This window comes from Qipengyuania sp. (assembly GCF_048550555.1).
GTDB lineage: Bacteria > Pseudomonadota > Alphaproteobacteria > Sphingomonadales > Sphingomonadaceae > Qipengyuania.
The window spans coordinates 1-24571 of the sequence record NZ_JBLYYF010000021.1 but is presented as its reverse complement, the minus strand read 5'-3'; the positions used below and the strand labels follow the sequence as shown (position 1 = coordinate 24571).

Here is a 24571-nt window from a genome sequence, read left to right as displayed (position 1 = left end):
CCTCGGCCACGCCGATGGTGCGCATGCAGTGGTGGATGCGGCCCGGGCCGAGGCGGCCCTGCGCGATCTCGAAGCCGCGGCCTTCGCCCAGCAGCATGTTGTCGACCGGGACGCGCACGTCCTTCAGCTCGACCTCCATATGGCCGTGCGGCGCGTCGTCGTAACCGAACACGGGCAGGTGGCGGATGATGTTCACGCCGGGCGCGTCGTTCGGCATCAGCAGCATCGACTGGGCGGCGTGGCGGCCGGCGGAAAAGTCGGTCTTGCCCATGACGATCGAGACCTTGCAGCGCGGATCGCCGAGGCCCGAAGACCACCACTTGCGGCCGTTGATGACATATTCGTCGCCGTCGCGCTCGATCCGGGTTTCGATGTTCGTCGCGTCGGAGGAGGCGGTGAAGGGCTCGGTCATGAGGAAGGCGGAGCGGATCTCGCCGTTCATGATCGGGGTCAGCCATTTGTCCTTCTGCGCACGCGTGCCGTAGCGATGGAACACTTCCATGTTGCCGGTGTCGGGCGCCGAGCAGTTGAACACTTCGGACGCGAAACCGACGCGGCCCATCTCCTCGGCACAGAGCGCGTATTCGAGATTGGTCAGGCCGGGACCTTCGAACTCGTAGGTTTCCTCGACATGGTGGTGGCCGTCGTTGCGCGGCGGCATGAAGAGGTTCCAGATGCCCTCGGCCTTGGCCTTGGCCTTGAGCTCCTCGACCACCGGAATGACCTTCCAGCGATCGCCCTCGGCATCCTGCTGCTTGTAGGTCGGGACGGCGGGACGGATGTGGTCGTCGATGAAGTTCTTCACCCGGTCTCGCCAGTATGCTTGCCGTTCTGTCGGTTCGAAATCCATCGTTCCTGTCCTCTTCTCTCTCGATTCCGTTGCTTTAGGAAACTGGCACGACAGCGGCGCCGCGCCAAGGGTTAATCAGGGCGGGGTGACCGCCGCATCGACATCCGCGCGGGCCGCGGCGTCGAGCGCGGCGAGCCGCGCCTCGTGCTGCGCGCGGTCGATCGGGAAGCGCCCGAGCCAATAGGCGGCGATCAGCCCGAGAACGGTGATCGATCCGCAATAGAGCAGGATCATCTGCGTCACGACTTCGGGCGCCACGCTCGCGGGTACGGCCTTGGCGGGAAGGTCCGACAGCGCGATCACCTGGCCGCCGAGCAGGATGCCGCCGCCGGTGGCGCATTTCTGGACGAACCAGTTGCCTGAATAGAAGCTGCCCTCGGCGCGGCGTCCGGTGCGCTCCTGATAGGCTTCGACGATCTCGGCGATCATCGAACTGCCCGAAATCATCACCACCACGCCCAGCGTGTTCGATACCAGCAGGAAGCAGTAGAACAGCGCGGCGCTGGTGGTCGATCCGACGGTCGGCCAGTGGCCGCTCAGGTAGAGCGCGAAGGGAACGAGGATCACGCCGAGCGAGCCGAGCGCACCGATGACCGCGCTCTTCGGCTTGCCCCAGCGGCGATGCATCGGCCCGACGATGAAGAACATCAACACCACCGAGAGGAACAGGATGATCGGGAAGATGCGCAGTTCGGCCGTATCGAACTGCCAGACGAAGATGTTGAGATAGTTGGTCAGCGAGAAGGTGAGCCCCTGGCTGACATAGGCGGCGAGCGCGCCCGCGGCGAAGATCAGGAAGGCCTTTTCGCTGAAGGCGTCGACGATCTCGCCGAAGGCGCCGCGCCAGCTGAAGGGCGGGGCCTTGGTCTCGGGGTAGCCCGCGACGAGGCTGTGTTGGCCGAGCGCCGACCCTAGCACCGAGACGACCATCAGGATGGCGCCGACGAGGCCGAACCAGAAATAGCCGTCCGGCTGCAGCAAGCCTTCGGGGCCGGGCATGAAGACGAAATAGGCGAGGAACATCATCACCAATCCGCCGCACCAGCCGAACAGGTAGCGATAGCGGAACAGCGTGGTGCGCTCGTCGTAATCGGCGGTGATCTCGGGCAGCAGGCTAACGGAAGGGACCTCGCAGGCCGAAAGCAGCACGCGAACCGAGACCGCGACTGCGAGCAGTTCCCAGAAAGCCGGCGTATCGCCGCCGGGCGGGTGCCACAGGAATACCCAGGCGAAGGCGAGCGGGATCGGCGCGGCATAGAGCCAGGGCAGGCGCCGGCCCCAGCGCGACCAGGTGCGGTCGGACAGATTGCCGAGCAGCGGATCGACGAAGGCATCGACCACCAGCGCCAGCGCCAGCGCGAGGCTGACGGTGCCCGCGTCCATGCCCAGCGCCTGGTTGTAGAAGATCAGCAGGAAGAAGCTGAAACCCGAGTCCTTTACGCCAAAGGCGACGGCGCCGAAGCCGTGGACCAGCTTGAGGCGCTGGGGAAGGGGACCGGTGACGAAGGGCATCAGGCGGTCTGCTGCGCCGCCTTCATCTGCTCCTCGAGCGCGATCAGCGCCTCGAAGGCGCCGCCTTCCTCGGGGTCCCAGCTATGCCGCGGCCCGAGTGTCAGCCCGCCGTCGACGATCAGCGAGGCGCCGGTCATGAAGCCGGCCTCCTCGCTGGCGAGGAAGGCCACTGCATTGGCGATGTCGACCGGCAGGCCGCCGCGCGCCACCGGCTGCGCATTGGACGACATCTGCGCGATCATCGCCTTGGCCTGGGTCTTGACCTCGTCGGGGATGTCGAGCGAGGCAGTGAAGATATTGGTGTTGATGAAGCCCGGCTGGACCGCGTTCACGCGGATGCCGTGCTGCGCGAGGTCGGTCGCGGCGCATTTGGTCAGGTGCAGCACGCCCGCCTTGGCCACCGCATAGGCGGTCGGCGAATAGCCCGGGCCGACCGCGGCGACGCTCGAGACATTGACGACGCTCGCTCCCTTGCGGCCCTTCATATGCGGCACGGCGTAGCGGATGCCGAACGCCACCGAGCGCAGCAGCAGGTCCATCGTGCGGTCCCATTCGTCGGGCTCGATCTCCGCGATGTTCGGGCGCGCGCCGCCCGCGCCGGCGTTGTTGAACACGGTATCGATCCCGCCGGTCTCCTCGGCGGCGCGGTCCATCAGCGCCTTGATCGCGGCCGGGTCGCACACGTCGCAGGCAAGGAAGCGGACATCGCCCCCGGTTTCGCGCGCCAGCTTCTCGCCGCCTTCGACGTCGATGTCGCTGGCGAAAACCACGGCGCCCTCACGCGCGAACAGCGCGGTCGCCGCCGCACCGATACCCGATGCCGCACCCGTCACGACCACGGTCTTGCCCGAGAATCGCATGCCTACTCTCTCCCCGAATTTCTCCGCCGCCAGCTTAGGGGAGCAGGGGGGCGCGTCAACGAAATCCGGCTGACGTTACGGCACCGGCGCCTCCCGCGAGCGGCCTTGCATGGATGGGGCGAATCACCCTAACGTAAGCGTCAACATACCGCTGCTTTAGAAGAGAGGATTCGGCCAATGTCCGACAGCGACCTGGAGGCCTTCCGCGCCGAAACGCGCGCCTGGCTCGACGCCCATTGCCCACCCGAAATGCGCGAGCCCGTCCGCGACGAGGACGACATCTACTGGGGCGGCCGCAACGCCAGCTTCAAGAACGATGCGCAGAAGGCCTGGTTCGAGGCCTGCCGCGACAAGGGCTATACCGTGCCCGCCTGGCCCAAGGCCTATGGCGGCGCGGGCCTCACCCCGGCACAGGCCAAGGTCCTGCGCGAGGAAATGAGCCGCATCGGCGCGCGCCCGCCGCTGTCGAGCTTCGGCATCTGGATGCTCGGCCCCGCACTGCTCCACTTCGGCACCGAGGGCCAGAAGCAGCGCTTCCTCAACGAGATCGCCCGGGGCGAGATCCGCTGGTGCCAGGGCTATTCGGAACCGGGCTCGGGTTCGGACCTCGTCAGCCTGCAGACATTCGGCGAGGACAAGGGCGACCACTGGGTGGTCAACGGCCAGAAGATCTGGACCTCCTATGCCGACAAGGCCGACTGGATCTTCTGCCTCGTCCGCACCGACAAGGCCAACAAGTACCAGGGCATCACCTTCATGCTCTACGACATGGCCAGCGAAGGCGTGTCGACCAAGCCGATCCTGCTGATCAGCGGCAACAGCCCCTTCTGCGAAACCTTCTTCGACGATGTGACGGTACCCAAGAACTATGGCGAGGACGTTCCCGCCTATGTCGGCGAGGTCAATCGCGGCTGGGATGTCGCCAAGTATCTGCTCGGCCACGAGCGCGAGATGATTTCCGGCGCCGACGGCGGCGACCGCACCAGCGCGATCGGCGCGGCGCTCACCCGCGCCAATGGCGAGATCGACCCCGTGCTGCGTGCCGAGCTGGCGCAGTTCGACGTCGATGCCCTGGCCTATGCGGCGATGGGCGAGAAGTTCCTCGACGAGATCAAGGTCGGCAAGGCGCATCCCGCGCAGCCCAACATGATGAAATACGCGGGCACCGAGCTGAACAAGCGTCGCCACGAGCTGATCATGGCCGCCGGCGGCAGCCACGCGCTCGAATGGGAGAGCGAGGACACCGGCGGCGGCAAGCCCTCGCGCAACTGGCTCCGCACCAAGGCGAACAGCATCGAGGGGGGCACCTCCGAAGTCATGCTGAACGTCATTTCCAAGCGTATTCTCGGCCTGCCGGGAGCCTGATCGATGGCTGAGATCAGCCTAGATCCTGAGTTCGAGGATGAACTCAAGCATCAAGCCATGCGGAAAGTTCTGGTCTCAGTACTCGCCGAGGTTATCGAACAGAGCCATGATCCCGAGGGCACTCTTTTCAGCATAAGAGAGAGGGCTTTGACGATGAAATTTGCAAATGCTGAGTCGCCAGATCCTGATGTGGCTGAATACGCGAACCGCTATCTAACTGGCCTAGTCGAACATTTCTTCGACAGCCTTAAACTTTCGAGGGACTGATCGATGCCTCTCTATTACGACGACGACCAGACGATGCTGGCCGAAACCGCCAGCCAGTTCATGGCCGAGGAAGGTTCGATCAAGAACCAGCTGCGCCATTGGCGCGACCGCAATTGCAAGGACGGCTTCGGCCACGGGCTGTGGAAGCAGTTCGCCGAAATGGGCTTCACCGGCATGCTGGTGGACGAGGACGACGGCGGGCTGGGCATGGGCCAGGTCGAGGCGAACATCGTGCTCGAGGAAATCGGCCGCAATCTGACCCCATCGCCCTTCCTGTCTTCCTCCGTGCTCGCCGTGACGGCGCTCAAGCACGGCAGCAACGATGTGAAGGGCCGCTGGCTGCCCGATCTGATCGCGGGCGAGAAGGTCTATGCCGTCGCCGTGGACGAAGGCCGCAAGCACCGCCCCGAGACGATCGCCTGCAAGGCCGAGCGTTCGGGCAACGGCTTCAAGCTGTCGGGCAAGAAGGATTTCGTCGTCTATGGCGCGAGCAGCGAGATGATCGTGGTCGCCGCGCGCACTTCGGGCAGCGATAGTGACACCGACGGCGTGACGCTGTTCGCCGTGCCGCAGGATGCCGCGGGCATGAGCCACGACAGCGTCCGCCTGGTCGACAGTTCGATGGCAAGCCATATCACCTTCGACGGTGTCGAGCTCGACGGCGATGCCGTGATCGGCGAGGTCGACGGCGGACGCGAGGTGCTCAACGCGATGCTCATGGCGGGCCGCGTCGGCTCCGCGGCAGAGGGCGTCGGCGTGGCCCGCGGTGCGATGGACATGACCGTCGACTACATCAAGCAGCGCAAGCAGTTCGGCAAGGTAATCGGCGAATTCCAGGCGCTGCAGCACCGCGCATCGCATCTCTATTCGGAAGTCGAGATCGCTCGCGCGGTCACCATCAAGGCGGCGCAGCTGCTCGATGCGGGCAGCGAGAAGGCCGACCTGATGGCCTCGGTCGCCAAGGCCAAGGTCGCCAAGGTTGCGGGCCTGGCGGTGCGCGAAGGCGTGCAGATGCATGGCGGCATCGGCATGACCGACGAATACGACATCGGGCTCTACATGAAGCGCGACCGCGCGCTGCAGGAGTTCCTCGGCGACCAGTATTACCACGCCGGACGCGTGGCGGAGCTGAGCGGCTACTAGGCCTCTCCCCTCCCGCGTGCGGGAGGGGTCGGGGGTGGGCGCGGCGAACGCCGAGAACCCACCCCGTTGCGACTAGGCAGCAAGCTGCCAAGTCTCACTGCCCCTCCCGTTTGCGGGCGGGGAGTATAGGGAGAGAATGAAATGACCCTCGAAGACCTGTTCAGCCTCAAGGGGCGCGTCGCGCTTGTCACCGGCGGCAGCCGCGGCATCGGCCGGATGATCGTCGAGGGTTTCCTCGCCGCCGGGATCGACCGTGTCTACATCACCGCGCGCAAGGGCGGCGAACTGCATGAAACCGCCGAGGAGCTGGGCGAGCGTGTGATCCCGATCCAGGGCGATATCTCGACCATCGCAGGGATCGACGAACTGGTCGCCGAAATCTCCGCCAAGGAGGACAAGCTCGACATCCTCGTCAACAATGCCGGCGCGGCCTGGGGTGTCGACTACCTCGAATTTCCCGAGAGCGGCTGGGACAAGGTCATGGACCTCAACGTCAAGACGCCCTTCTTCCTGACGCAGAAGCTGCACACGCTGCTGACCGCCGCCGCCAGCGCCGACAAGCCCGCCAAGGTGATCAACATCACCTCGATCGACGGCCAGCGCGTCAATCCGTGGGAGACCTACAGCTACCAGGCTTCCAAGGCCGCGCTGATCCACCTGACGCGACGCATGGCCGCGCGGCTGGTCAAGGACCACGTCTACGTCACCAGCCTCGCTCCCGGCGCCTTCCCCTCGAACATGAACCGCGCGGCGCGCGATCACGAGGAGCAATCGGCCGCGGGCATCCCGAGCAAGCGCGTGGGTGACAAGTTCGACATGGGCGGCACGGCGGTCTACCTTGCCAGCCGCGCGGGCGACTATACGATCGGCGAGACGCTCACCGTCGATGGCGGCATCGTCAACGCCCTGCTGCCGAGCCACTTCGCGCAACCCTGATGGAGTAAGCCCATGGCCCGCACCCTGCGTCTCGTAGCCGACGGCATCCATTTCGCCGAAGGTCCGCGCTGGCATGGGGGACGGCTGTGGTTCTCCGATTTCTACGCCCACCGGATCTATTCGGTCGGCGAGGACGGCGGCGACATGCGCGTCGAGCTCCAGCTCGAGGGGGAGGAGCAATCCTCGGGCCTCGGCTGGATGCCCGACGGATCGCTGCTCTTCGTCAAGATGCAGGCGCAGGAGGTCTGGCGCCGCTGGGCCGATGGCAGGCTGGAATGTCACGCCGACCTGTCGGGCATCGCGACCTTCTGGTGCAACGACTTGGTCGTCGATGCGGAGGGACGTGCCTATGTCGGCAATTTCGGCTTCGATCTCGATGCGGAGCTGTCTTCGCGCGGGCCCGAGAGCGTGCTGGCCGATCATCCGACGACGCCGATCGCTCTGGTCGAGGCCGACGGTTCGGTCCGTTCCGCGGCGGGGGAGGAACGCTTCGGCTTTCCCAACGGCACGGTCATCACGCCCGACGGCAAGACGCTGGTGGTGGGCGAAACGCTGGCGGCGCAGCTGACCGCCTTCGACATCGGTGCGGACGGCACGCTGTCGAACCGCCGCATCTGGGCCACCACGGCACCGCATCTTCCCGATGGCATCTGCCTCGATGCCGAGGGTGCGATCTGGATCGCCGATCCGCTTGCCCCCCGGTGCGTCCGCATCGGAGAGGGCGGCGAGGTGCTCGAAACGATCGAGACCGCGGGACTCAATTGCTACGCCTGCATGCTCGGCGGTGCCGAAGGGCGGACGCTGTTCATGCTCGTCGCCCCGAGTTCGCACCGCGAGGTCGCCAGCGCCGAGAAGGCCGGCCGCATCTATGCCTGCGAGGTGAGTGCTCCGCGCGCGGGGCGCCCCTGACCACACGGCGATGATGCGCAACTGATCGGATTTTTCGGGGGTTCGGTGGGGAAAGCGCTTGGCGAGCGCCGATCCTCGACGCTAATCAGTCCGCAAGAGTTCACAGGCAGGCCTCTCGGCCTGCGGCAGAGGGTCCCGTTTCATGCATCGCAAATCCATTCTTCTTGCCAGCGCGGCCTTCGGCTGCCTCCTGATCACCGCCTGCGGCGGCGGCGGCGACTCCTCGCCGACCCCGACCCCGACGCCCACCAGCACGGCCACGCCGACACCCACCCCGACGCCGACTCCGACGCAGGCACCGGTGGACTTCGACTTCACCAAGGCCTTCACCACGCAGGTCACGAATGCGTCCTACGTCTTCGCCTATTTCAAGCCGACCTCGGGCGACGAAACCTGGAGCGATGGCTCTCGCCGCGACGGGACGAGCGAGATCGTCTATGCCGTGGCACCCGAAAGCGTGGCCTACGACTGGCCCGATCCGTTCGAGATCCCGAGCTTCGTCGCGGCCGATCTCGACAGCGCTTCGGACGTCCTGCGCGTCTATCGCAAGGGCAGCGACGTCCTGCGGATGGAACTGCCGTTCGAGCACGTCCTGCGCGTGTCCTACCAGCATGCGCAATCCTATGTCCTCGACACCGTGCCGGGCACGCTGCGCAGCTTCCGCTACGCGCTGTTCTTCAATCCGGTGACCACCACCGACGCGATTTCCGCCAATCTGACCTATACCGGGACCGCGCAGGTGACCGGCGGCACCTCCGGCACGACCGCGGCGGGCGTCTATTTCGCTTCGGCGACCGACCTCGTGGTGACGGCGAGCGACAAGAAGATCACCGGGAAGATTCGCATCTTCGAGACGGTCAACGGCTCGCCGGTCGAGCGCGCGGCGCTGCCGTTCTCCGCGACCATCGGTTCGAGCGGATATTTTTCCGGTGTATCGGACGACACGACCTACGGGTTCAAGGGCGGTTTCGCTGGCACGCTTGCTGGCCCCAATCGCGAGGAAGCCTTCCTGATCTTCGACGTGCTCGATGAAGACGGCGCGGAATTCATCGGCTCGCTGATCGCCGGCAGATAGGGCGGTCCAGCCGGGCGCGCCGGCCGGCGTCAGAATTCCTCGGTGCAGATGACGCAGTTGCGGCCCGAGGACTTGGCCCGGTAGAGCGCCTCGTCGGCCGCCTTGAGCGTGGCGGCGTTCGCCTCGCGCCCGCCCGTGGCCAGCGCGACGCCGCCCGAGAAGGAGAGGAGCCCCATCGGCTCGTCGGTCTCGCGCAGCTTGAATTCCTTTTCCGCGAGTTCGAACCGTGCCTTGTCGAGCAGCTTCGCGCCGCCCTTGAAGTCGCGCGAGCGCATGATGACGATGAATTCCTCGCCGCCCCAGCGCCCGACGAAATGCGGCGCGCAGGTTTCCTCCAGCGTCTTGGCGACCAGCTTGATCACGCGGTCGCCGACGCTGTGGCCGTAGCGATCGTTGACCGACTTGAAATTGTCGATGTCGCACAGCGCGATGACGCGCGCTTCGCCCTTGTCCGCCAGTTCGGCGAGCAGCGCGTCGATCGCGCGGCGGTTGGCGAGGCCGGTCAGCTCGTCGCGATGGGCGTCGTTGCGCGCCGCCTCCAGTTCCTCGCGCAGCGACTTCACTTCCTGCACCGCGGCGGTCAGGCGGCTTTGCGCTTGCAGCGAATGCTCGACCATCTTGGTCACGATCGAAAGCGCGTTCGCATTGTCGCCGGAAAAGGCATCGGCTTCTTCGCTGAGCTCGCGGGCGAAGGCGCCCGTCGCATCGGCGGCGGAGGAGGTCAGCTCGCTGATCTTGAGCGTCTGGTGACGCAGCTGCGTCGCGAGCGAGATATTGGCGCGTTCCTGCAGGCCGAAGATTGCAAGGCCGCCGTGCCGCTCGAAGATGGTGTCCACCTCCTCCTGCTTGATGCGGAACCCCTCGTCGGTAATGGCCTTGATCGCCAGCGCGATCGGCGAGCCGCGATCGTGCAGCGCGATATAGGCCAGCGTATAGTTCTGGGGGGTCGGCGGCAGGCGATGACTCTTGAGAAAAGCCAAGGTCTTCGCGCCTTCGTCAAACTCCATCGCGGACATCGCTACCCTGTATTCCCGGATCCTCGATTTCGCGCCGAATGGCGCGGTGCTGTTCTAGCGCTAGCGCGTAAAGATTGACAATTCGCATCCAGGACGAGCCTCGCAGAGAGAGTGTTCGGCCGTTCTCAGGCCATCAGTTCGCGCACGAAAGGGATCAGCCCGGTCTGTCGCTGGCGTTTCATGCGTTCCGCGTCGAGTATCTCGCGCACCTTGGCAAAGCAGCTGTCGACGTCTTCGTTGATGACCACATAGTCATAGGCGTCCCAGTGGCTGATTTCGGCGCGGGCGCGCTCCATGCGCGCGGCGATCACCTCGTCGCTATCGGTCCCGCGGCCGCGCAGCCGGCGTTCGAGCTCGGCGATGCTCGGCGGCAGGATGAAGACCCGGACCACGTCCTGCTGGTCCTTCTGGTAGAGCTGCTGCGTGCCCTGCCAGTCGATGTCGAAGAGGAAGTCCTGCCCTTCCTTCAGCGCATTGCGGATACGGCCCTTGGGCGTGCCGTAGCGGTGGCCGAAGACCGGCGCCCATTCGTAGAAATCGTCCTCCTCGACCATCCGGTCGAACTCGGCGTCGTCGACGAAATAGTAATGCACCCCGTCTTTCTCGCCGGCGCGGGGTGGACGCGTGGTGACGCTGACCGACAGGCTGATCTCATCGTCCGCGCCCAGCAGCCTGCGCGATATGGTGGTCTTGCCCGCCCCGCTGGGCGAGGAGAGGATGAACATCAGCCCGCGGCGGGCGAGTTTGTCGGGACTGTCGGTGGATTCGGCCATGCGCGCTGTTGCCGCATGGCGGGGCGGCAAATCAACCCCTGCGCCGTCGATGCCGCCAATTCTAGTCCGCGCGCTTCGCCTGTTTGCGCAACTGCCGGTCGCCCTCGCGACGCGATTTGCGCTTCGACTGGCTGCGGTCGAACAGCACCTTGAGCACAAGGCCGGTGCCCACCACCACCGCGCCGGGGACCGATCGGGTCGCGACCTTGGTCACGCCATAGGCGGCGAGCGTCTGCAGCACGCTGCGGTTTTCGACCGCGTCCTTGGCGAACTGCTTGCCGTACTGTTTTCCGAGCACCGCCTTCTCGACCGCCATGCGCGACAGGCGCCCGGCGCTGCGCAGCATGATGTCGTGAATGATCAGATTGGTGGCGGGATTGGGGCTGGGCCCGGGGACCGGATCGGGCACCGAGGGTTGCTCGTCGGTGATCCGTTCGAGCGCCTTGCCCATCGTATCGGTCAGATGCTGTGCTTTGCCTTTGCCGCTCGGCCCGCGTTTCGCCATGTCCTGCCCCGCTCTGCCGGGATCGGCCCGGCGCCTACTTCTTGCGGCCGAAATCGACCGTGACGACGTTGGAACCGTCGTCCGCCCCTTTAACGGCCTCGCTACCGCCCTGTTCCGATCCGTCATTGTCGGGGTGCTCGGTCTGCGCCGGCGCCATGTCGGCTACGGTGGCCTGGAACTGCAGCCCGAAATCGACCGCCGGATCGACGAACTGGGTGATCGCGGCATAGGGGATGTCGAGCTCTGCCGGCACCTGGTTGAACGACAGGCCGACGGCGAAACCGTCTTCGCGCACGTTCAGGTTCCAGAACTTGTTCTGCAGCACGATCGTCATCTCGTCGGGGAACCGCTCGCGCAAATTCGCCGGAATCGAGACGCCCGGGGCGTGGGTCTTGAAAGTGATGTAGAAATGGTGCGCGCCGGGCAGATCGCCGCCGCCCTGCTCTATTTCGCCGAGCACGCGGCCGACCACTGCGCGCAAGGCTTCCTGCACGATGGAATCATAGGGGATCAGGCTGTCGGGCGTGTCGTCGCTCATGCCCGTTTAGGTGGAGTGGGCGGCGGGCCTGGTCAAGCCGTTTTAGCGGCTCTGTACCCCGCACAGGGGCGCATTTTCTTGCGCAGTGCCGCGCGTCGCTCTAGCGCGATCGGCATGCGCACAGGACGGATCGAACGCAACACCGCGGAAACCAGGATACTCGTCGAGGTCGATCTCGACGGCTCGGGACGCTATGAAGTTGCCACCGGCATCGGCTTTCTCGATCACATGGTCGAACAGTTCGCCAAGCATTCGCTGATCGACGTGACGATGAAGGTCGATGGCGACCTCCATGTCGACCAGCATCATACGACCGAGGACAGCGCGCTGGCGCTCGGCCAGGCGCTCGCCGCCGCGCTCGGCGACAAGGGCGGCATCGCGCGCTACGGCAGCGCCTATTCGCCGATGGACGAAACGCTGGCGAGGGTCGCGCTCGACATTTCGGGGCGTCCCTACCTCGTCTGGCGGGCTGGCTTCAGCCAGGAAAAGCTCGGCGAGTGGGACACCGAGCTGATCGAGCACTGGTTCCATTCGGTCGCGCAGACCTGCGGGCTGACGCTGCATGTCGAGCTGCTCTACGGCACCAACAACCACCATATCTGCGAGGCGATCTACAAGGGTTTCGCCCGCGCGATGCGCGCCGCGGTGGAGGTCGACCCGCGCAAGGGCGGGGCGATCCCGAGCACGAAGGGCCAGCTCGGTGGCTGAGATCGTCGCCCTCGTCGATTACGGCGCGGGGAACCTGCACTCGGTCGAGAACGCGCTGCGCAAGGTCGGCGCCGAGGTCCGGGTCACCGCCGACCCCGACGTGGTGCGCGCGGCCGACCGGATCGTCCTGCCCGGGGTCGGCTCGTTCAAGGCCTGCGCCGAGGGGCTGCGCGCCGAAACGGGCGTGATCGAGGCGATGCACGAACGCGTGTTCGTCGGCGGCGCGCCCTTCCTCGGCATCTGCGTGGGCATGCAACTGCTCGCGACGCGCGGGCTCGAGCATGGCGAGACCAGCGGGCTCGGCTGGATCGAAGGCACGGTGCGGCTGATCGAACCGACCGACACCAGCGTGAAGGTCCCGCACATGGGCTGGAACGACGTCGCCCCGCTGCCGCATGCGCGCGGGCACGAGGTCATCGCCGCGGGCGAGGCCTATTTCCTCCATTCCTTCCATTTCCGCGCCCGCCACCACGAGGACGTGCTGGCGATGACCGACCATGGCGGCGGTCTGGTCGCCGCGGTCGGACGCGACAATATCGCCGGGGTGCAGTTCCATCCCGAGAAGAGCCAGGCCTATGGCCTCGACCTGATGAGCAAGTTTCTGGAGTGGAAGCCGTGATCGTATTTCCCGCGATCGATCTCAAGGCCGGCGCGGTCGTCCGTCTTGCCGAAGGCGATATGGACCGCGCGACCGTCTATGGCGACGATCCGGCGGCGCAGGCGCGGCAGTTCGCCGAGGCCGGGGCGACGCATCTCCACGTGGTCGATCTCGACGGGTCGTTCAAAGGCGAGGCGCAGAACCGCGGCGCGGTCGAGGCGATCGTCGAGGCCTTCCCTGGCCGGGTCCAGCTCGGCGGCGGGATCCGCACGCGCGCCGATGTCGAGGGCTGGTTCGCGGCGGGCGTCGCCCGTGTCGTGATGGGCTCCGCCGCGCTCAAGGACCCCGAATTCGTCAAGGACATGGCGCGCGAGCATCCCGGCGCCGTGGTGGTCGCGGTCGATGCACGCGACGGCATGGTCGCGACCGAGGGCTGGGCGGAGGTCTCCGACGTTCCGGTGATCGACCTTGCCCGGCGGTTCGAGGACGCGGGCGTCGCCGCGCTGCTGTTCACCGATATCGGCCGCGACGGGCTGCTCACCGGGGTCAACATCGATGCCACGGTCGGGCTGGCGCGGCAGGTGGACATACCGGTGATCGCCAGCGGCGGGGTCAAGGGGCTGATCGACATCGACCTGCTCGCGCAATTCGCGCCGCACGGGATCGAGGGCGTGATCACCGGGCGCGCGCTCTACGATGGCCGGCTCGATCTGGCTGCGGCGCTGCGAGTGGCGGCGCGCGCATGACCGTTCGTATCCGCGTCATTCCCTGCCTCGACGTGCGCGACGGGCGCGTGGTCAAGGGCGTCAATTTCATCGATCTCAAGGATGCCGGCGACCCCGTCGAGCAGGCCAAGGCCTATGACGCCGCCGGGGCGGACGAGCTCTGCTTCCTCGACATCTCGGCGAGCCACGAAGGGCGCGGGACGCTGCTCGACATGGTCGAGCGCACCGCCAAGGTCTGTTTCATGCCGCTGACCGTCGGCGGCGGGGTGCGCAGCGTCGAGGATGCGCGCGCGCTGCTGCTCGCGGGGGCGGATAAGGTGGCGGTCAATTCCGCCGCCGTTTCGCGGCCCGAGCTGGTGCGCGAGATCGCCGAGAAGTTCGGCAGCCAGTGCGTCGTCGCCAGCGTCGATGCGCGCGCCTCGACCAGCGGTTCGGTCCGCGGCTGGGAAATCTACACGCATGGCGGGCGCAAGCCGACCGGGATCGACGCGGTCGAGCACGCCATCCGCTTGGCCGAGCTGGGGGCGGGCGAATTGCTTGTCACCTCGATGGACGGCGACGGCACCAAGGCGGGCTACGACGTCGAACTGACCCGCGCGATCGCCGACGCGGTTTCGGTGCCGGTCATCGCCAGCGGCGGGGTCGGCTCGCTCGATCATCTCGTCGAAGGGGTGACGCGCGGCCATGCCAGCGCCGTGCTCGCCGCCTCGATCTTCCATTTCGGCGAGCACACCATTGCCGAGGCGCATGCCGCCCTGCGCGCGGCGGGCCTGCCCGCGCGCGGATGATACCGTCTCGCCGCGGGACGGCGCGCTCGCCGTTCATGCGGTATATCACGTCAAATGATAAGCAGCGGGCATGACCAGCCAGTTCATTTCTCTGGCCGCGCAATTCGCGGATCTCGGCGGCCCCGCGGGCATCGCCGCGCGGCTGGTCGAGCCGAGCACGCTGACGCTGGTCGCGGTCGGGCTGGCGGGTGTGCTGATCGGCCGCTTCCTGGTGAGCCGCAGCGGAGATTGACGCTGGGCGCGGGCCCCGTGCATAGCGCGGGCCATGGACACGCTATCCCGCCTCGAACGGACCATCGCCGAACGGCGCCGGGCCGACCCCTCGCAAAGCTACGTCGCCAGCCTTCATGCCAAGGGCCTGCCGCAGATCGCGCGCAAGCTGGGCGAGGAAGGGGTCGAAGCGGCGGTGGCGACGCTCTCGGGTAGCGACGCCGAGCTCGCGGGGGAGGCGGCGGACATCCTCTTCCACCTGCTCGTGGCGCTCGATGCGCGGGATATTCCCTTCGCCGACGTGCTGGCCGAGCTCGACCGGCGCGAGGGGACGTCGGGACTCGATGAGAAAGCCGGGAGGACCCAGTAGATGCCGATCGATCCGACGCTGCCCTATGACGACGACAATATCTTCGCGAAGATCCTGCGCGGAGAGATCCCCTCGACCAGGGTCTATGAGGACGAATGGGCCTACGCCTTCGAGGACATCAACCCGCAGGCCGAGGTCCACACGCTGGTGGTGCCCAAGGGGCGCTATGTCAGCTGGGACGATTTCAGCGCCCGCGGGAGCGCGGAGGAGATCGCCGGCTTCGTGCGCGCGGTCGGGCAGGTCGCGCGCGACAAGGGGCTGGTCGAGCCGGGTTACCGGATGATGGCCAATGTGGGGGCGCATGGCGGGCAGGAAGTGCCGCACCTCCACGTCCATATCTTCGGCGGGCAGCCGCTCGGGCCGATGATCTGGAAGCGCGGGTAAGCATCGAGCTATCTGTTGCGTGCGGTCAGGACCTCCGTCCTGACCTTTCGGCACCGGCCCACGCCCCCACCCGGCCGCCCACGGCACGGTAATCTATGGGTGGGCGAGTGGGCCGGTGCAGCCGTAAGTCGGCGACGGACGTCGTCGGCGCACCCGGCAAAGTCTCACTCAGTCCTTGACCGAATCCCCGGCCAGGGGTAACGGCGCGCTTGATTTCGCGCGTCGGGACCCCATTTCCGGCGCGTATTTATTTGACGAGAGACACCATGAAGATTCGCAACAGCCTCAAGTCGCTCAAGGGCCGCCATCGCGATTGCCGCGTCATCCGCCGCCGCGGGCGCACCTACGTCATCAACAAGACCAACCGTCGCTTCAAGGCCCGCCAGGGCTAATTCGCGGCTCCGCTCGCTTGCGGGCGGAAGCGTTGTTCGACCGGCCCGGCTCCGATGAGGAGCGCGGGCCGTTCGTGTTTGGGGCGGGCGTAGTGGCGCGGCGTCGCAGCAAGCCTGCCTCAGCCAACCCGCCAAGGGAGTTCCGATGACGATCGAAGCCGTCGTGTTCGACGTGGGCCGTGTGCTTTACCAGTGGCAGCTCCGCCACCTGTTCGCGAAGATCGTCGCGGACGAGGCCCGGCTGGAAAAGCTGCTCGGCGAGGTCGTCACCGAGGAATGGCACTTCGAGCACGACCAAGGGCGCCCGCTCGCCGAGATGGTGCCCGAGCGGATCGCGCTCCATCCCGAATTCGAAGCCGAAATCCGCGCCTATGCGACACGCTTCAACGAGACCATTCCCGGTCCGGTCCCGGGCAGCCATGCGCTGGTGGAACGGCTCGACGAGGCGGGGGTGCCGCTGTTCGCGATCACCAATTTCGGGGCCGACTTCTGGGCCGGCTTCCGCCCGACCGCGCCGATCTTCGAGCGCTTCCGCGACATCGTGGTCTCGGGCGAGGAGAAGCTGGCCAAGCCCGATCCGGCGATCTTCGCGCTGGCCGAGCGGCGCTTCGGCCTGCCCGCAACCGCGATGCTCTTCATCGACGACAATCGCGCCAATGTGGACGCCGCGGCGGCGGGCGGCTGGCAGGTCCACCACTTCACCGGTGCGGAACGGCTCGAGGTCGATCTCGCGGAGCGGGGGCTCATCTAACAAAAAGGGCCCCGGCGACGGTTCGCCGGGGCCCGTAGTCGGCCACCCGATGGAGAGGGGTGGGGTGATCCGTGGTCAGCTGTTGCACTGCGCCAGCTTGTCGGCGTCGAGCGCTTCCTCATTGGCGGTGAAAGCGGTGATCGCGCCGTGCTCACGCTGCAGTTCGCGGCACATGCGCAGCGGGCGCGAGCTGCCCTTGTTGGCGACGCAGGTAGTGCCCTTGCAGGCCCATGCGACGCCGCCGGCGACGGTCGTGGTCGCCGTTTCGACCGGCTGTGCGAGTTCGACGGTGTAGAAATAGCCGTTCGACTTGGCTTCGGCCGCGGTCGGTGCGAGAGCGCCGAAGGTCAGGCCGGTGTAGGCGAGGGCAGCGGCGAAGACGCCGACATGGCTTGCGCGAGAGAGGATGGAGGTCATGGGGAGGCCCTTCCGTGTTGCAATTATCTCAACAGAGATTGAGGTTTATGCACTTAAGTTGCAAATTGCAACCTAATGCTGAACGCCTCTCTAGGATAATGGGTTTCTCAATGCAACCCATATTCTGAATAATTTGGCAAAGGCCGATTTTGCGCTAGAGAGGATAGGTTGCCGAAAGAGGACTGATTTTATGGGTGACCTGCGCGAACCGCTCCGCGAACTGACCGAATGCGGCCTGCCGCAAGCGCTCGAAGTCATGGGCGAGCGATGGTCCTTCATGATTTTGCGCGCCAGTTTCAATGGCTTGCATCATTTCGAGGAATTCCTCAGCGAGCTCGGCATTGCCCGCAACATCCTCTCCAACCGACTCGCCAAGCTGGTCAGCCACGGCATCCTCAAACGCGATCCCTGCGCCGACGACAAGCGCAAGATCGAGTACCGGCTGACCGACAAGGGGCTCGATCTGCTGCCTGCGATGGTCGCGCTGCGCCAATGGGGCCAGAAATACGGTGCAGAAGTGGTGGAAAACCCCGTGCTGGTGGACGAGCGCGACCGTCTGCCGATCGGCCCGACCTCGATACTCAGCCATGACGGCCGTATTCTGGGGCCCGCCGATCTCCATCTCGTCGAGCGCGACAGCCTCGGCATTCGTGCCGACGGGACCAGGGCCGAAGCCGGCCCGGCGATCGGGCGCGGCCGCGTGATCGACATCGCCAGCATGCGCAAGGCGCAGAACGCCGCCTGACTCGCGGCGCCGGAAGCGCTTGGCCACCTAGTCGCTGCGGAACCGCCGCCGCGCCGCGTCGCCCGGGTCGATCTCGTAATAGATCCGGATCCGCACCCATTCGCCGACCATCGGGCGTCCACCGCGCTGCGGGGGGCGGACCTTGAATTGCCACGCTGCCGCCTGGACCGCCTTGCCGATGCCCGATCCCTGCGGCGATTCGGCCACCACGACGCAATCCTCGACGCGATAGTCGGCCACCGTACGGCAATCGATCAGCCCCCAGCCGGGGCCCTGCGTCGTCGAGAGATAGCCCGCCAGCTCGTCGTCATAGGGCTGCCGGTACCAGCGCGCGGCGTAGAGCGGCTCGCCGTTCGGGCCGCTGCCCGCGATTCGCGGCGTGTCGCCGGGTGAGGGGGTGAAGGCGGGGCCATAGGCCCGGGGCTTGGCCGCGGGCGCGGGCGGAGCGGCCTGCGGCACGCTTTCCAGCGAGAAGTCGTTGCGCAGGATCGGTCGCGGCGCCGGGAGCGGCGGTGACAACGGCCGGCGTGCGGCCTCCTCCGCCGGTTGAGGCTGCAACGGCGTCGGCTCGGCCTGTTCCGCCTGCGGCTGCTCGGCAGGCGCGGGGGCAGGCGTGTCCTCGGCCTCATCCTCCTGCGCGGCGGGGGTGGTGAAGGCGACCAGCGTATCGGTCATCGCCACCACCTCGCGCTTGACCGAGCCGAGCGACAGCAGCGTCAGGACCAGCAGCACTTCGATCGCGATGGTGAGCGCGATCGCCGGCAGCCGCTCGCGCACGCCGCGGGGCAGATCGCCATAGCGCTGGCGCAGCGAGGCGACCGGATTGATGGGCGGATTGGCGGGGGCGGTCACGACTGGATGGCGAATTCGCGGTTGAATCTCGGCGGTCCACCGGCATGGCCGGTCTTCGATGCATGCCCCACGGCCGCCCGCATGGGCGATTTCCGCCGCCGTGACAAGCGGAGCCTGCGCCCCGGCCTGGCGCAACGACCCCGTGGCACCGTGACGTCATCGTTAAAACGATCTCAACCCGTCGCTGCGATAAGTCCATGCACCACCGATTCCACATGCCCTGCGCCGGACCTGCCTAGTGATCGAAATCGAAGTCCAGAACGAAACGCACCAGAGTGTGCATCGCATCAAGGCGCTGACCGTGCCGCGCATCGGCGAGGGCATCCGCCTGCGCGAGCCGAGCGGGCAGTGGGCGTCCTACGACATCCTCGACGTGTGGTACCAGCAGGCCGAATTCGGCGAGGTCTGGGTGCCCTATGTCCATGTCCGGATGACTCCCGACGAGATGCGTGGGGGCCTCGGTGGCGAGGCCACTCCATTGGTCGACAAGGGGCAGCAGGTGCCGATCGAGGATTTCCTCAAGAAGTTCGAGGGCGAGGCCGAGCACGAAACGGTCAAGCTCAACCTCGACCTGAGCGAGGGCGGTTGAAGCCGGCCTTGCGGAAACTGCATGGGGATTGGCAGCGGTCGCACGGTTTCTCTTTTGTTTGCCGCCGCTTATTATCTTGAATTGACCGATCAGACGGCAAGGGGAGCGACGCGTGCCTAGAGGCTGCCAGGGCTGCAGGGCGGAAAGCCATGCCTTCGATATTGCGATGGCGTTCCAGCCGATAATCGATGCCGAAACGGGCCGCCCCTTCGCTTTCGAAGCGCTGGTTCGCGGCTCGAACGGTGAGGGAGCGGCCGAGGTGCTGTCCCGAGTAACGCCCGACAATCGCTACGCCTTCGACCAGCAATGCCGTGTCGCCGCGATCGAGGGGGCGGTTGCCGCCGGGATTGTCGATACCGGCGCGCGGCTGTCGATCAACTTCCTGCCCAATGCGGTCTACTCGCCGCTCGCCTGCATCCAGTTGACGCTCGAGACGGCGCGCCGCACGGGGTTTCCTCCCGAGCGTCTGCTTTTCGAATTCACCGAGAACGAGGAAATGGCCGACACCGCCCATGTCGGCGCGATCGTCGAGGCCTATCGCGAACTCGGCTTTGCTACGGCGATCGACGATTTCGGCGCCGGCCACGCGGGGCTCGGCCTCCTTGCGCGGTTTCAGACCGACTTCCTCAAGCTCGACATGGAATTGATCCGCGGCATCGATTCCAGTCGGCCGCGCAGATTGATCGTCGAGAGCATGGCGAAACTGGCGGCATCGCTGGGCATGGTTACGATTGCAGAAGGAATCGAAACCGCTGCCGAATACCATGCGCTGCGCGCGATCGGGGTGCGCTATCTCCAGGGATATCTGATCGCGCGCCCCGCCTTGCGTCGCTTGCCGGTGCCCGAGCCGGTCGGCTAGGCGCGCGGGGGCTGCCTGCGATAGCTCAGCGCTTCGGCGATATGGATGCGGCCGACCTGCTCGACACCAGCAAGATCGGCGATCGTCCGGGCGACTCTCAGCATTCGCGTATAGCTTCGCGCCGATAGCCGCATCGCGGTGGCGGCCTGCATCAGCAGCTGGCGGCCCGCCTCGTCGGGACCGGCGAATTCCTCCAGCGCATCGCCGTCGAGCTCGGCATTGGTCCGTGCGCCGCTCGCTTCGGCGCGGTCGGTCTGGCGCCTTCGCGCGGCGGCGACGCGCGCGGCGACCTCTTCGCTCCCCTCGGCGGGCGGGGGCAGGGCGAGGTCCGCGGCGCTGACCGGATCGACTTCGACATGCAGGTCGATCCGGTCGAGCATCGGGCCGGATACCTTGCTCTGGTAATCGGCGGCGCAGCGCGGCGCGCGGCTGCAGGCAAGCGCCGCGTCGCCCAGGTGGCCGCAACGGCACGGGTTCATCGCCGCCACCAGCTGGACATTGGCCGGGAAGGTTACATGCGCATTGGCGCGCGCGACATCGACCTTGCCGGTCTCGAGCGGCTGGCGCAGCGAATCGAGCACCGCGCGCTGGAATTCGGGCAATTCGTCGAGGAACAGCACGCCCAGATGCGCCAGGCTGACCTCGCCCGGTTTCACGCGCAGCCCGCCCCCGGTGAGCGCCGCCATGCTCGCCGAATGATGCGGCGCGCGGAACGGGCGGGTGCGGCTGATGCGCCCTTCCTCGAGCGTCCCGGCGACCGACTGCACCATGCTGACTTCGAGCGCCTCTGAAGGCGACAGCGGCGGCAGGATGCCCGGCAGGCAGCTCGCGAGCAGCGACTTGCCCGCGCCCGGAGGGCCGATCATCAGCAGATTGTGTGCGCCCGCAGCGGCGATCTCCAACGCGCGCTTGGCGGTCTCCTGCCCCTTGACCTGCCGGAGATCGCCGCCCGGCGCCTCGCTCTCGACCACGCCGGGCTCGGGATCGGGCAGGCGCTGCGTGCCCTTCAGGTGGTTGAGCAGGCTGGCGAGGTCGGGCGCGGCGCAGACCGGAACCTCGCTCGCCCAGCGCGCCTCGGCGCCTTGCGCCCTCGGGCAGATCAGCCCGAGATCCTCCGCGCCCGCATGGATCGCGGCGAGCAGCACGCCGGGCGAGGGCACGACCCGCGCATCGAGCGCCAGCTCGCCCACCGCGATCCAGTCCCCCAGCTGTTCGGCATCGGTCACACCCATCGCCGCGAGCAGCGCCAGCGCGATCGGCAGATCGTAATGCGACCTTTCGACTACTGCCCTCCGTATAGCTACTCTGCACATACATTATTTTCCTTCTTAGCCCTCTGATTGCGCAAAGCTAAAATGTCCCACTCGGCCATTGAGGCGAGTTGGCACGAGCCGGAACCCCACCACCTTGTGGAGGTTCGGGCCAACTCGTGGCGGGACCTCGCGGCGTAAGGCCTTGGACCCGCTGCGCGAGCAGCGGGCTAGCAGGCGTCTGCTAAATTGCATCTCTCACAGCGATAACGATCGTCATCACCACAGGAAGATGTTGACCATCTTCTGGAAGTTTGGGGATGCCTATTGCATCCTCATAATGCTTCTGCGACCCATTGCGCGCCGCCGGTGAGTCCCGGCGGTGGGGCTTCGTAACCTCTGATGTTCTCGGTCGGCCGCTAAGCTTTGCGGCCGGGTGGCCGTCGCGCATGTCCAAGGCTCGCCTAAAGGCGGCGGCGCCTTGGCGAGAGCTCAGGTTACGAACACCCGGCTTCTTGCCGGCGCCCCTCAATTCAAAGGAGGGGCGGATGGCTCTCAAGGGAAATCGCGGATGGGGTAAAATGCTTGCAGAAGCGGTAAAGCAAGCTGCCGATGATCCAATCTATGAACCGCCACCCCGACCGGCGAATTGGTTCACTACTTGGACTGATCCCGTCCCCTGCCGCGAGCGTTATCGACGCTGGCTGTCTAGGTGGCTTAAAGGTGTCCTGAAGGATGTTCCTTCCGACGTTTCAGCCAGATATTTCGAAGAGATGGCCGATGACATCCGCCAGCTCAATGAAGTGCAAGCCGTAGATCGGTTCATCGACAAGGTGCTGCCCAAGCTCTTGCTGAATGAGCCGAGGGACGAACGCCGTCCAAAGGCCGAACGTTTTCTATGAGTTCCTGCCATGGCTTTCGCCCCGAATTATAAAACTGGAAGGGGTAACCATTGAGTCGAGAAAGAGACAATGGGCGCGTTGGTTTGCGTGCGTTCTTCGAAATCGCGAAACTGTGGGAGCTCAACGACATCGAAATGTTACGGTTGCTCGGACAGACCGATCACGACGTAGTAGATGCTTGGGCAAACGAGGAGGGCCCAGATGTAAGTAAAGATACTCTTGAGCGGATCTCCTACATTCTGGGCATTTTCAAAGCGATTAACATTCTTCTGCCGATACCAGAGCGAGCGAATGTTTGGATGCGCAAACCCAACAAAGCTCCGATATTCGGCGGACACAGTGCGCTAAAAAGGATGACAGCTGGCAACGTCAGCGACCTCTATGTTGTCCGAAAGTATCTCGATGCTGAATTGAACGGTTGAGCCCGAACGCCAAATTAGCGTCGCCGGGTCCAATGAAGTCACCAGTTTGAAAGAGATATGCATCTGGCGACCTCCTTCTCGAAGTCTGAAAAACAGCCTTCGTCTTACTTTTTACTCGGCGGTTCAGTCTTATTGCCGAAGCGCCTGAAAATCCGCATGTTCGAAATTATAGGGCTTGAGAAAAGTCGGTTCTCACGCCCCAACTCTTCTTTGGTAACTTCTCCTGCCGCCAAACGGCGCGCGTCTTCTTCACGCGACTTTTGCTTCTCAGCTCGTCGCTCCTCGACGTTGAAATAGAGGCGCTTATCGACCATGGTTCCTTGTAGCTCAGAGAACTAATCGATGAAAACTGCTCACAGAGGTTGTCAGAGGAATCAACCTTTCAGAGTGCTCGGAAACCTCTATTTTGTGTCCGCTTTGCGCCCTCATTTCGGACGTTCAGGCTTTCCCTGCGGATGCCTGAAAGCAGACCGGCAGCTTTGCTCCGGTAATGAGCACCGCCAATGTCCGATTATGGGTGGTTAGCTGACGCTGTCTAAGGTCATATGTTACAAGGTGGAGGTTACATGCCTCGGACAGCATAAATCTCAGCGAGAAATTCGCCGCTACCCTCTGCCAAGAGAAGTGCGTCCTCGGCTCGGCCCAGTTCATCGAACTCCACGATTACCATGCTGCGCCCACAGTCGCGCAGGCCGTCTGCGTCCAGCTGATCCCAAAGCCGTCTAGCCGTAATGTCCGGCATATGTATTTCGAACTGACGCATTTTGGCCCTGCCTTCAGTGAGACTTGTTGAGAATATTGAGAGCTTTGAGCTATTTGCCTTGCAGGGATGCAAGATAGAACCCGTCGCGTTCGATTGAGGCGATAATCTCCGCTGGCTCAACGCCAAACCTTTGCCTACCGCCGACGACGACTTTAGTGAGGCCGTCAGCCTTCCATACCGAACCTATGTCGGGAAGTTTTGCCCCGGATCGGTCATCAGTGATGGCCACCGCAGGTTCTTGTGATTGATGAAATCGATAATACGGCATGACCCTATGACTCTTCGGGTAAAGCGCTTGGTCGATCGGGCGAGAGCGATCTGTCCTCGTTTCCCCAATTGCCCGCTCTAGTCTGATTGGCAGGCGTTGCGGCGGGAGCGGTAGGAACCTTATCCGGCCTCATGTGGAGGAGGACGTTCGTCACGAGGCGATCCAAGATCTGTGAGACCATTCGTTTTTCGCCAGTTCGCAATCCGCTTTGCGCGATTTCCCATCGCTTCGAAGGCTTCCTTGCGCTCTTCAGCCGACCCAGAGCGGTCGACCTTCATGGCAGCAAGCTGGTGATCGAAGAGAAATTGGTTCATCGGCATAGCGGGAAATCCTCGTAAGGGCAGCGAGAAAGAGCCGGGGTGTTGATCCCCGGCTCTACCATCGGCGTTAGCCCTGCTGCTGCAGGTTCACGGCGCTCTTCTTGCCGCCATCGACTTCACTGGTGTCGTAGCTGAAACGCTCGTCGACCTTTGGCACTTGGCCTTCCTGCTGCAGGTCTGCCTTCTTGAAGCGGAGCGCGTCACCCCCCTTTTCAGGCGTGATCGAGCCAGTGCCCGAGCTGCTGTCGTAGCTCTTGATCTTGCCGTAATGCGTCATCTGTCATTCCTTCGAACGAGCTTGCAGCGCGCCAGAATTGACCCGGCTGCGACTAAGAGACGAAACTGAAGGAGAGAGCTTCCAATTGTGAAAGCGATGACCGTCGATTGCGACTGGTAGCTAACATTCAGATGTGGATTTTTATACGAAATTCAAGGCCACGGCGTCATAGAAACGTGCAGCTCGCTCAATTTACCTGCGGTTCCTTGGGAGGTTGATCGCCCGCTGAGGG

The 24571-nt window shown here is 65.1% G+C and carries 33 protein-coding genes and 1 pseudogene; 20 read left to right on the top strand and 14 right to left on the bottom strand.

Annotation, left to right across the window (positions count from 1 at the left end):
- From ACN4E0_RS05865 to ACN4E0_RS05855, 3 genes are all read right to left on the bottom strand, one after another.
- A partial coding sequence (locus tag ACN4E0_RS05865; RefSeq protein WP_419566546.1) for an acyl-CoA dehydrogenase family protein occupies positions 1-850 on the bottom strand: 850 nt, incomplete at its 3' end.
- Positions 851-925: 75 nt separating this feature from the next.
- Entirely contained in the window at positions 926-2362 is a 1437-nt protein-coding gene (locus ACN4E0_RS05860) for an MFS transporter (RefSeq protein ID WP_419566545.1), read from the bottom strand.
- A complete protein-coding gene (locus ACN4E0_RS05855) occupies positions 2362-3222 on the bottom strand; it encodes an SDR family NAD(P)-dependent oxidoreductase (protein WP_419566544.1) in 861 nt (286 codons plus the stop codon). The genes ACN4E0_RS05860 and ACN4E0_RS05855 overlap by 1 nt, the downstream gene beginning before the upstream one ends.
- 177 nt (positions 3223-3399) lie before the next feature.
- Here ACN4E0_RS05855 and ACN4E0_RS05850 point away from each other — a divergent pair, with 177 nt between their 5' ends.
- The 6 genes from ACN4E0_RS05850 to ACN4E0_RS05825 all read left to right on the top strand — a co-directional run bounded on the left by ACN4E0_RS05850 (position 3400) and on the right by ACN4E0_RS05825 (position 8917).
- Positions 3400-4587 (top strand): acyl-CoA dehydrogenase family protein, encoded by a 1188-nt coding sequence (locus tag ACN4E0_RS05850; protein ID WP_419566543.1) that lies wholly within the window; start codon positions 3400-3402, stop codon positions 4585-4587.
- Between the two features lie 3 nt (positions 4588-4590).
- Complete coding sequence (locus ACN4E0_RS05845; RefSeq protein WP_419566542.1) at positions 4591-4854, top strand: hypothetical protein; 264 nt, start codon at positions 4591-4593, stop codon at positions 4852-4854.
- Positions 4855-4857: 3 nt separating this feature from the next.
- Positions 4858-5997 carry an acyl-CoA dehydrogenase family protein gene (locus ACN4E0_RS05840; protein WP_419566540.1) on the top strand — a complete coding sequence of 380 codons (1140 nt, stop codon included), beginning with the start codon at positions 4858-4860 and terminating at the stop codon, positions 5995-5997.
- 141 nt (positions 5998-6138) lie between these two features.
- On the top strand, positions 6139-6933 hold the full coding sequence (locus tag ACN4E0_RS05835; RefSeq protein WP_419566539.1) for an SDR family oxidoreductase: 795 nt from the start codon (positions 6139-6141) through the stop codon (positions 6931-6933).
- A 12-nt stretch (positions 6934-6945) separates the two neighbouring features.
- Positions 6946-7842, top strand: coding sequence for an SMP-30/gluconolactonase/LRE family protein (locus ACN4E0_RS05830; protein WP_419566537.1), 897 nt, complete (start codon positions 6946-6948; stop codon positions 7840-7842).
- A gap of 142 nt (positions 7843-7984) precedes the next feature.
- Positions 7985-8917 (top strand): hypothetical protein, encoded by a 933-nt coding sequence (locus ACN4E0_RS05825; protein WP_419566535.1) that lies wholly within the window; start codon positions 7985-7987, stop codon positions 8915-8917.
- Between the two features lie 29 nt (positions 8918-8946).
- On the opposite strand, the gene ACN4E0_RS05820 is transcribed toward ACN4E0_RS05825, so the two are convergent.
- The 4 genes from ACN4E0_RS05820 to ACN4E0_RS05805 form a co-directional block, all read right to left on the bottom strand.
- Entirely contained in the window at positions 8947-9924 is a 978-nt protein-coding gene (locus ACN4E0_RS05820; protein WP_419566534.1) for a GGDEF domain-containing protein, read from the bottom strand.
- Between the two features lie 134 nt (positions 9925-10058).
- A complete protein-coding gene (gmk, locus tag ACN4E0_RS05815; protein WP_419566533.1) occupies positions 10059-10706 on the bottom strand; it encodes a guanylate kinase in 648 nt (215 codons plus the stop codon).
- A 61-nt stretch (positions 10707-10767) separates the two neighbouring features.
- Positions 10768-11211 carry a hypothetical protein gene (locus tag ACN4E0_RS05810; protein WP_419566532.1) on the bottom strand — a complete coding sequence of 148 codons (444 nt, stop codon included), beginning with the start codon at positions 11209-11211 and terminating at the stop codon, positions 10768-10770.
- A gap of 34 nt (positions 11212-11245) precedes the next feature.
- The gene (locus ACN4E0_RS05805) at positions 11246-11749 is read right to left on the bottom strand and encodes an SspB family protein (RefSeq protein WP_419566531.1); all 504 of its coding nucleotides are present in this window, start codon (positions 11747-11749) and stop codon (positions 11246-11248) included.
- 114 nt (positions 11750-11863) lie between these two features.
- Here ACN4E0_RS05805 and hisB point away from each other — a divergent pair, with 114 nt between their 5' ends.
- From hisB to ACN4E0_RS05760, 9 genes are all read left to right on the top strand, one after another.
- Positions 11864-12457, top strand: coding sequence for an imidazoleglycerol-phosphate dehydratase HisB (gene hisB, locus ACN4E0_RS05800; RefSeq protein WP_419566530.1), 594 nt, complete (start codon positions 11864-11866; stop codon positions 12455-12457).
- Positions 12450-13076, top strand: a complete 627-nt coding sequence (gene hisH / locus ACN4E0_RS05795; RefSeq protein ID WP_419566529.1) for an imidazole glycerol phosphate synthase subunit HisH — start codon at positions 12450-12452, stop codon at positions 13074-13076. Before hisB ends, hisH begins: the two co-directional genes overlap by 8 nt.
- Complete coding sequence (gene hisA / locus ACN4E0_RS05790) at positions 13073-13801, top strand: 1-(5-phosphoribosyl)-5-[(5-phosphoribosylamino)methylideneamino]imidazole-4-carboxamide isomerase (RefSeq protein WP_419566528.1); 729 nt, start codon at positions 13073-13075, stop codon at positions 13799-13801. Before hisH ends, hisA begins: the two co-directional genes overlap by 4 nt.
- Complete coding sequence (hisF, locus tag ACN4E0_RS05785) at positions 13798-14568, top strand: imidazole glycerol phosphate synthase subunit HisF (RefSeq protein WP_419566527.1); 771 nt, start codon at positions 13798-13800, stop codon at positions 14566-14568. Before hisA ends, hisF begins: the two co-directional genes overlap by 4 nt.
- Positions 14569-14638: 70 nt before the next feature.
- Positions 14639-14800, top strand: coding sequence for a hypothetical protein (locus tag ACN4E0_RS05780; RefSeq protein WP_419566526.1), 162 nt, complete (start codon positions 14639-14641; stop codon positions 14798-14800).
- A 33-nt stretch (positions 14801-14833) separates the two neighbouring features.
- The gene (locus ACN4E0_RS05775) at positions 14834-15148 is read left to right on the top strand and encodes a phosphoribosyl-ATP diphosphatase (RefSeq protein WP_419566524.1); all 315 of its coding nucleotides are present in this window, start codon (positions 14834-14836) and stop codon (positions 15146-15148) included.
- A complete protein-coding gene (locus ACN4E0_RS05770; RefSeq protein ID WP_419566523.1) occupies positions 15149-15532 on the top strand; it encodes a histidine triad nucleotide-binding protein in 384 nt (127 codons plus the stop codon).
- Between the two features lie 266 nt (positions 15533-15798).
- Positions 15799-15924 (top strand): type B 50S ribosomal protein L36, encoded by a 126-nt coding sequence (gene ykgO, locus ACN4E0_RS05765; RefSeq protein ID WP_050599643.1) that lies wholly within the window; start codon positions 15799-15801, stop codon positions 15922-15924.
- A 145-nt stretch (positions 15925-16069) separates the two neighbouring features.
- Positions 16070-16675, top strand: coding sequence for an HAD family hydrolase (locus tag ACN4E0_RS05760; protein WP_419566522.1), 606 nt, complete (start codon positions 16070-16072; stop codon positions 16673-16675).
- A gap of 75 nt (positions 16676-16750) precedes the next feature.
- On the opposite strand, the gene ACN4E0_RS05755 is transcribed toward ACN4E0_RS05760, so the two are convergent.
- Positions 16751-17092: a CC_3452 family protein gene (locus ACN4E0_RS05755; RefSeq protein ID WP_419566521.1), complete on the bottom strand. Its 342-nt coding sequence runs from the start codon at positions 17090-17092 to the stop codon at positions 16751-16753.
- Positions 17093-17282: 190 nt separating this feature from the next.
- Here ACN4E0_RS05755 and ACN4E0_RS05750 point away from each other — a divergent pair, with 190 nt between their 5' ends.
- The gene (locus ACN4E0_RS05750) at positions 17283-17837 is read left to right on the top strand and encodes a winged helix-turn-helix transcriptional regulator (RefSeq protein WP_419566520.1); all 555 of its coding nucleotides are present in this window, start codon (positions 17283-17285) and stop codon (positions 17835-17837) included.
- Between the two features lie 27 nt (positions 17838-17864).
- Here ACN4E0_RS05750 and ACN4E0_RS05745 read toward each other — a convergent pair whose 3' ends face one another.
- On the bottom strand, positions 17865-18689 hold the full coding sequence (locus ACN4E0_RS05745) for a hypothetical protein (RefSeq protein WP_419566519.1): 825 nt from the start codon (positions 18687-18689) through the stop codon (positions 17865-17867).
- Between the two features lie 238 nt (positions 18690-18927).
- Between ACN4E0_RS05745 and ACN4E0_RS05740 the strand changes: the two genes are divergently transcribed.
- Both ACN4E0_RS05740 and ACN4E0_RS05735 read left to right on the top strand, forming a co-directional pair.
- On the top strand, positions 18928-19278 hold the full coding sequence (locus ACN4E0_RS05740) for a hypothetical protein (protein WP_419566518.1): 351 nt from the start codon (positions 18928-18930) through the stop codon (positions 19276-19278).
- 166 nt (positions 19279-19444) lie between these two features.
- A complete protein-coding gene (locus tag ACN4E0_RS05735; RefSeq protein ID WP_419566547.1) occupies positions 19445-20137 on the top strand; it encodes an EAL domain-containing protein in 693 nt (230 codons plus the stop codon).
- Here the strand turns inward: ACN4E0_RS05735 and ACN4E0_RS05730 are convergent.
- Positions 20134-21417 (bottom strand): annotated as a pseudogene (locus ACN4E0_RS05730) (YifB family Mg chelatase-like AAA ATPase); the annotation flags it as partial. The gene ACN4E0_RS05735 and the pseudogene ACN4E0_RS05730 overlap by 4 nt on opposite strands.
- Positions 21418-21935: 518 nt before the next feature.
- Here ACN4E0_RS05730 and ACN4E0_RS05725 point away from each other — a divergent pair.
- Entirely contained in the window at positions 21936-22289 is a 354-nt protein-coding gene (locus ACN4E0_RS05725) for a hypothetical protein (protein WP_419566517.1), read from the top strand.
- A gap of 50 nt (positions 22290-22339) precedes the next feature.
- Positions 22340-22711: an MbcA/ParS/Xre antitoxin family protein gene (locus ACN4E0_RS05720; protein WP_419566516.1), complete on the top strand. Its 372-nt coding sequence runs from the start codon at positions 22340-22342 to the stop codon at positions 22709-22711.
- Positions 22712-22815: 104 nt separating this feature from the next.
- On the opposite strand, the gene ACN4E0_RS05715 is transcribed toward ACN4E0_RS05720, so the two are convergent.
- From ACN4E0_RS05715 to ACN4E0_RS05700, 4 genes are all read right to left on the bottom strand, one after another.
- Positions 22816-23025 carry a hypothetical protein gene (locus ACN4E0_RS05715; RefSeq protein WP_419566515.1) on the bottom strand — a complete coding sequence of 70 codons (210 nt, stop codon included), beginning with the start codon at positions 23023-23025 and terminating at the stop codon, positions 22816-22818.
- Between the two features lie 498 nt (positions 23026-23523).
- The gene (locus ACN4E0_RS05710) at positions 23524-23742 is read right to left on the bottom strand and encodes a hypothetical protein (RefSeq protein WP_419566514.1); all 219 of its coding nucleotides are present in this window, start codon (positions 23740-23742) and stop codon (positions 23524-23526) included.
- 119 nt (positions 23743-23861) lie between these two features.
- Complete coding sequence (locus ACN4E0_RS05705; RefSeq protein ID WP_419566513.1) at positions 23862-24056, bottom strand: hypothetical protein; 195 nt, start codon at positions 24054-24056, stop codon at positions 23862-23864.
- 73 nt (positions 24057-24129) lie between these two features.
- Positions 24130-24339, bottom strand: coding sequence for a cold-shock protein (locus tag ACN4E0_RS05700; protein ID WP_419566512.1), 210 nt, complete (start codon positions 24337-24339; stop codon positions 24130-24132).
- Between the last annotated feature and the right edge of the window lie 232 nt (positions 24340-24571).

Excerpts from the sequence above, each read along its gene's own strand:
- ACN4E0_RS05860 (WP_419566545.1), bottom strand. The coding sequence starts at position 2,362 with ATGCCCTTCGTCACCGGTCCCCTTCCCCAGCGCCTCAAGCTGGTCCAC.
- ACN4E0_RS05855 (WP_419566544.1), bottom strand. The coding sequence starts at position 3,222 with ATGCGATTCTCGGGCAAGACCGTGGTCGTGACGGGTGCGGCATCGGGT.
- ACN4E0_RS05850 (WP_419566543.1), top strand. The coding sequence starts at position 3,400 with ATGTCCGACAGCGACCTGGAGGCCTTCCGCGCCGAAACGCGCGCCTGG.
- ACN4E0_RS05845 (WP_419566542.1), top strand. The coding sequence starts at position 4,591 with ATGGCTGAGATCAGCCTAGATCCTGAGTTCGAGGATGAACTCAAGCAT.
- ACN4E0_RS05840 (WP_419566540.1), top strand. The coding sequence starts at position 4,858 with ATGCCTCTCTATTACGACGACGACCAGACGATGCTGGCCGAAACCGCC.
- ACN4E0_RS05835 (WP_419566539.1), top strand. The coding sequence starts at position 6,139 with ATGACCCTCGAAGACCTGTTCAGCCTCAAGGGGCGCGTCGCGCTTGTC.
- ACN4E0_RS05830 (WP_419566537.1), top strand. The coding sequence starts at position 6,946 with ATGGCCCGCACCCTGCGTCTCGTAGCCGACGGCATCCATTTCGCCGAA.
- ACN4E0_RS05825 (WP_419566535.1), top strand. The coding sequence starts at position 7,985 with ATGCATCGCAAATCCATTCTTCTTGCCAGCGCGGCCTTCGGCTGCCTC.
- ACN4E0_RS05820 (WP_419566534.1), bottom strand. The coding sequence starts at position 9,924 with ATGGAGTTTGACGAAGGCGCGAAGACCTTGGCTTTTCTCAAGAGTCAT.
- gmk (WP_419566533.1), bottom strand. The coding sequence starts at position 10,706 with ATGGCCGAATCCACCGACAGTCCCGACAAACTCGCCCGCCGCGGGCTG.
- ACN4E0_RS05810 (WP_419566532.1), bottom strand. The coding sequence starts at position 11,211 with ATGGCGAAACGCGGGCCGAGCGGCAAAGGCAAAGCACAGCATCTGACC.
- ACN4E0_RS05805 (WP_419566531.1), bottom strand. The coding sequence starts at position 11,749 with ATGAGCGACGACACGCCCGACAGCCTGATCCCCTATGATTCCATCGTG.
- hisB (WP_419566530.1), top strand. The coding sequence starts at position 11,864 with ATGCGCACAGGACGGATCGAACGCAACACCGCGGAAACCAGGATACTC.
- hisF (WP_419566527.1), top strand. The coding sequence starts at position 13,798 with ATGACCGTTCGTATCCGCGTCATTCCCTGCCTCGACGTGCGCGACGGG.
- ACN4E0_RS05780 (WP_419566526.1), top strand. The coding sequence starts at position 14,639 with ATGACCAGCCAGTTCATTTCTCTGGCCGCGCAATTCGCGGATCTCGGC.
- ACN4E0_RS05775 (WP_419566524.1), top strand. The coding sequence starts at position 14,834 with ATGGACACGCTATCCCGCCTCGAACGGACCATCGCCGAACGGCGCCGG.
- ACN4E0_RS05770 (WP_419566523.1), top strand. The coding sequence starts at position 15,149 with ATGCCGATCGATCCGACGCTGCCCTATGACGACGACAATATCTTCGCG.
- ykgO (WP_050599643.1), top strand. The coding sequence starts at position 15,799 with ATGAAGATTCGCAACAGCCTCAAGTCGCTCAAGGGCCGCCATCGCGAT.
- ACN4E0_RS05760 (WP_419566522.1), top strand. The coding sequence starts at position 16,070 with ATGACGATCGAAGCCGTCGTGTTCGACGTGGGCCGTGTGCTTTACCAG.
- ACN4E0_RS05755 (WP_419566521.1), bottom strand. The coding sequence starts at position 17,092 with ATGACCTCCATCCTCTCTCGCGCAAGCCATGTCGGCGTCTTCGCCGCT.
- ACN4E0_RS05750 (WP_419566520.1), top strand. The coding sequence starts at position 17,283 with ATGGGTGACCTGCGCGAACCGCTCCGCGAACTGACCGAATGCGGCCTG.
- ACN4E0_RS05735 (WP_419566547.1), top strand. The coding sequence starts at position 19,445 with ATGGCGTTCCAGCCGATAATCGATGCCGAAACGGGCCGCCCCTTCGCT.
- ACN4E0_RS05725 (WP_419566517.1), top strand. The coding sequence starts at position 21,936 with ATGGCTCTCAAGGGAAATCGCGGATGGGGTAAAATGCTTGCAGAAGCG.
- ACN4E0_RS05715 (WP_419566515.1), bottom strand. The coding sequence starts at position 23,025 with ATGGTCGATAAGCGCCTCTATTTCAACGTCGAGGAGCGACGAGCTGAG.
- ACN4E0_RS05710 (WP_419566514.1), bottom strand. The coding sequence starts at position 23,742 with ATGCCGTATTATCGATTTCATCAATCACAAGAACCTGCGGTGGCCATC.
- ACN4E0_RS05705 (WP_419566513.1), bottom strand. The coding sequence starts at position 24,056 with ATGAACCAATTTCTCTTCGATCACCAGCTTGCTGCCATGAAGGTCGAC.
- ACN4E0_RS05700 (WP_419566512.1), bottom strand. The coding sequence starts at position 24,339 with ATGACGCATTACGGCAAGATCAAGAGCTACGACAGCAGCTCGGGCACT.